The organism is Vogesella mureinivorans (assembly GCF_007644035.1).
GTDB classification, from domain to species: domain Bacteria; phylum Pseudomonadota; class Gammaproteobacteria; order Burkholderiales; family Chromobacteriaceae; genus Vogesella; species Vogesella mureinivorans.
The window spans coordinates 1-3,833 of the sequence record NZ_VMTV02000236.1 but is presented as its reverse complement, the minus strand read 5'-3'; the positions used below and the strand labels follow the sequence as shown (position 1 = coordinate 3,833).

Genomic DNA, 3,833 nt, shown 5'->3' with positions numbered 1-3,833 from the left:
CCGGCATGATGTCCGGCTCCGGATTTCACGCGTAAAAAACCCGCCATCTTTAGCGGGCTGAACAATAAGAAAATGTTCATATTTACGGCAAATCCGCCGGCTCCAGCAGGAAGCTGGCATCTCTCAATCTTGGAAGAACCAGCGCAGCTCCGCAAGCCTTAACACGCATCAGAAGGCAAAAAAATGGCTCCCATCCGGGAGACGGAAAACACTCAACTGACTGGATCGCAGGATATCCTTTGTGAAGGATAATTTAAGTATCGGCCGGATTTCCGCGGGCATAAGCCCGGCCGGCATAATTTTTTCCGTATCCGCCAGACCTCGGCTTTTAACATAACACCCCTTGCCCGCACCGCTCCGGACAGGTTCGCCACAAACGGGGCGGCAGTCAGGTAAAACCGGCAACAAACCACCCGATACACCGCCCCGTTCGTGACAGATAAATTTTACCCGGCTGCATGGTCATGCAGCCAGATGCATACGGTCTGATTTCAGGCCAGAATCCGGATGAACGCCTTAAAAACAGGAAAATGCTTCTCCAGCCAGTCCCAGATCTCCAGCGCCATGTACAGGCAGTTCAGCACCGTCTCAATCACGTTAAACAGTCTCATAATCCCTCCGTTGTATACGCCGTGATGTTTTCATCACGACCGTATTTAGCGGGAAATTTATGAGCCCTTCTTCGTGGGGGTTGTCACTGGATGCGCTCAGTCAGCCCAGCGTCGGACCGTTATAGCTCCGCTGACGGGAACGGGTTTCCGCAAGCTCTTTTTCGTGCTGTCGCTGCTCGTATGCCCGTTCGGCGGCCACCGCCATTTCATGCCGCTGCACTACTGGCTCAAACGCTGTAACTGCCTGCTCAAGTTCGCCACCTGCTGACTCAAGCGCGTGACGCGCTCGTTCAGCGCCGCGTTCTCCCGTTGCATAAGACCAGACATCTTCTGCCATTCCGCGAAGGCGCTCTCCCACTCGTCCAGCCTTTGCGAGTAGTCCTGATGTAGCTGCTCTAATGCGGTCAGCAACTGTTTTTCCAGTTCCGTCATGGGCTATTTCCTCTCCAGTACCATCCAGTTCCCTTCCTCCCCGTACGCTCCCGCTTTCGGGTTCACTTTGACGCAGGACAGTTTCTTCTCCCCGCAGAGCGACAGCTGCACGCCGTGGTTCTTCTCCGACAGCATGGCCTGCGTCCGCTCCTGCGCCCGGATAGTCTGGTAATTCCCGGTGATCTGCTGCCCCTGCCACCACAGAATGCTCCCGCTCGTGGCGATCAGCAGTACCGAGACCAGAGTGATGGTCAGCCACGTCCGGCCGACCATACGCAGCACGCTCAGGCGGTTCGACTGCATCGCCGCGGTCATACCCTGCTCGTGGGCGCTGATGGCGTCGCTGATTCTCTTCGCGCTTGCGCTCAGTTCCGCTTTTACAGACTTCTCGTGCTCGCTGAATGCGGCTTTCAGCATCTCGCCGGTACTCTTCTGCTGCGCTTTCGATTGCTGCTCTAAGTCCTTCGCCAGCGTTAAAAGACTGCTCATAGATGGCTCCCTTCAGTCGGATGTTTCGCCCCCCGTCAGGGTCGGCAATGCTGATACTGCTTTTCGTTGTACGCACCACCTCAAAACCTGCACCTTCAAGAGCCTCAGTGACGTCCTGACGGCTTTTCAGCTCCCCGGACGAGGCTAAGCTCAGCAGTCCACGGGTGATGGCTTCTGCGGCTTCCTGCTTCGTTTTCGGCAGTCCGGCCGGCGTGACCAGCGCCCGGCGGTTTTCCGGCGCGTTCGGATCGTGCAGCCCCAGTCTGCCGTTCACGATGGTCTGCCAGGCATCGATACGCGGCCGGTCGGCGCGGTCGTAGTACGGCTGGAGCCGCCTGCCGGTCAGCAGCTCGGTATTGGGGATCAGAAAGTTCAGCTCCAGACGCCCCTTGTCCTCGTGCTCCACCCACAGAATGCTGTACTGATCTTTATCAAGTCCGGGGATGAGAATGTGCTCGAAGATGGCCATTAGTTTTTAACGGTGGTTGGGAGGCAGATTGGTGTTGGTAAATGACAGGAAGGTGGAGGTGTATTTCTTCACGTAAGGAGACGCGTCAATCAGCTCCCGGACTTCTTCCGGCTTCCCCTGCAGGACGCTGGCGCCTTCACGCTGCCGGTCTTTACCCAGCAGATAGTCCACCGGCCCGGCGCCACCGCCGCGGCCACGTGGATGAAATTTAACGATCATCGTCCGTTCCTTTCTCAAGAACGGCGTGCCGCAGCCGCTCAAGCCCGGCATCGATGGCCATCAGCGCCGCCACAATCTGCACCCTGTCATGGCCGGTGCCGCCGCCGGCGTTAACACGGCGGGCTATCTGGTTCAGGTTATTCCCCATGCCGGCAAGCTGGCGCAGCAGCGCCGGCGAGATTGAGGGGAGCTTTCCGGTGCGCGCAGGCTTTTCGTCCAGGCAGGTCTGCCGCATCCACGCCGCCAGCTGCCTGCCGTCACAGCGCTCAAGCAGCCGCCGGTGCTCGTCCTCCGTCACCCACATGGTGAGCATCTTGTTCCGTTTCTCTGACAAACCGGCCTCCTGATAACGCCGGGACGGGCGGGAAAGCCTTTCCCGGTCGGCGCGGGGTTGGACAAGCCGCAGGCGCGTCAGGCTTTTGGCGGGTTTCGGGGCGCAGCCCTGAACCAGTCACGTAGCGCTAGCGGAGTGTATACTGGCTTACAATGGTGGCATCAGTGTGGATATCAGCGAAAGTGCTATATATGGCAGGGAGGACATGCAGCGGCGGAGCGTAAGGCAGATAATGGCAGTGTCGGGGGTATGACGCCTCCTCGCTCACTCGGTCGCTGACGCTCCTGCCGTGAGTCTGCGGCGGGCGTTACCTGCACACTAATGGCGAGATAAAGAGATGGCGCTCAAGTCAAAGTCAGGAAGGGCCACGAAAAGGATGCGGCGTTGCCGTTTTTTCATAGGCTCCGCCCCCCTGACAAGCATCACGAAATCTGACGCTCAAATCAGTGGTGGCGAAACCCGACAGGACTATAAAGATACCAGGCGTTTCCCCCTGGTGGCTCCCTCGTGCGCTCTCCTGTTCCTGCCTTTCGGTTTACCGGTGTCATTCCGCTGTTATGGCCGCGTTGTCTCATTCCACGCCTGACACTCAGTTCCGGGTAGGCAGTTCGCTCCAAGCTGGACTGTATGCACGAACCCCCCGTTCAGTCCGACTGCTGCGCCTTATCCGGTAACTATCGTCTTGAGTCCAACCCGGAAAGACACGAAAAATCGCTACTGGCAGCAGCCATTAGTAACTGGAGGTATACGAGAGACAAATTGAGAGGTCTTGAAGTATGGGCCTGAGAGAGGCTACACTGAAAGAACAGTTTTGGTTTCTGCGGTCTCGTATACCCAGTTACCTGGTTAAGCAGTTCCCCAACTGACTTAACCTTCGATCAAACCACCTCCCCAGGTGGTTTTTTCGTTTTCAGAGCAAGAGATTACGACTGTAACGACAGGATCACAAGAAGATCATTTACTCCGAGAGAGTAACTACCACCATGTTTGCCTCTCAACACACTTAGGAAACATTACTTGAGTTAACGACTCCACCTTACTTTTAGTATCTCGCAATTAATCTTCCGACCGCCTTTTTGTTGAAATTCTATTGCGCCACCAGGGTATAAATCACTTTCATTTAACTCAATTAAAAGCTCGTTCTTGTGAGCATCCTCTAAATAAAGGTAATAACACCCACCATAAAGGTTCTGCGTATCTGGCACGGCAACAAAAGAGTTCTTTCCGAACAGTAAAACTGCATCTTTTTCTCCATGCTCTGTCAGCAATAATCGAAATC

5 protein-coding genes are annotated in these 3,833 nt (G+C 55.8%); all 5 read right to left on the bottom strand.

Annotated elements, in window-relative coordinates; translation table 11 throughout:
* Nucleotides 1–830: 830 nt before the first annotated feature.
* Entirely contained in the window at nucleotides 831–1,043 is a 213-nt protein-coding gene (locus FLQ44_RS08055) for an MbeD family mobilization/exclusion protein (protein WP_000137423.1), read from the bottom strand.
* Between the two features lie 3 nt (nucleotides 1,044–1,046).
* Complete coding sequence (locus FLQ44_RS08050; protein WP_147693959.1) at nucleotides 1,047–1,532, bottom strand: MbeB family mobilization protein; 486 nt, start codon at nucleotides 1,530–1,532, stop codon at nucleotides 1,047–1,049.
* Between the two features lie 475 nt (nucleotides 1,533–2,007).
* Nucleotides 2,008–2,220: a hypothetical protein gene (locus FLQ44_RS08040; RefSeq protein WP_147693958.1), complete on the bottom strand. Its 213-nt coding sequence runs from the start codon at nucleotides 2,218–2,220 to the stop codon at nucleotides 2,008–2,010.
* Complete coding sequence (locus tag FLQ44_RS08035; RefSeq protein ID WP_032623643.1) at nucleotides 2,210–2,554, bottom strand: MobC family plasmid mobilization relaxosome protein; 345 nt, start codon at nucleotides 2,552–2,554, stop codon at nucleotides 2,210–2,212. Before FLQ44_RS08035 ends, FLQ44_RS08040 begins: the two co-directional genes overlap by 11 nt.
* 1,022 nt (nucleotides 2,555–3,576) lie before the next feature.
* The coding region (locus FLQ44_RS24055; protein ID WP_206208750.1) for a hypothetical protein at nucleotides 3,577–3,833 on the bottom strand (257 nt) is incomplete at its 5' end.

Bases quoted from the DNA above. Each gene is read 5' to 3' on its own strand.
- FLQ44_RS08055 (WP_000137423.1), bottom strand. From the start codon at position 1,043: ATGACGGAACTGGAAAAACAGTTGCTGACCGCATTAGAGCAGCTACAT.
- FLQ44_RS08050 (WP_147693959.1), bottom strand. From the start codon at position 1,532: ATGAGCAGTCTTTTAACGCTGGCGAAGGACTTAGAGCAGCAATCGAAA.
- FLQ44_RS08040 (WP_147693958.1), bottom strand. From the start codon at position 2,220: ATGATCGTTAAATTTCATCCACGTGGCCGCGGCGGTGGCGCCGGGCCG.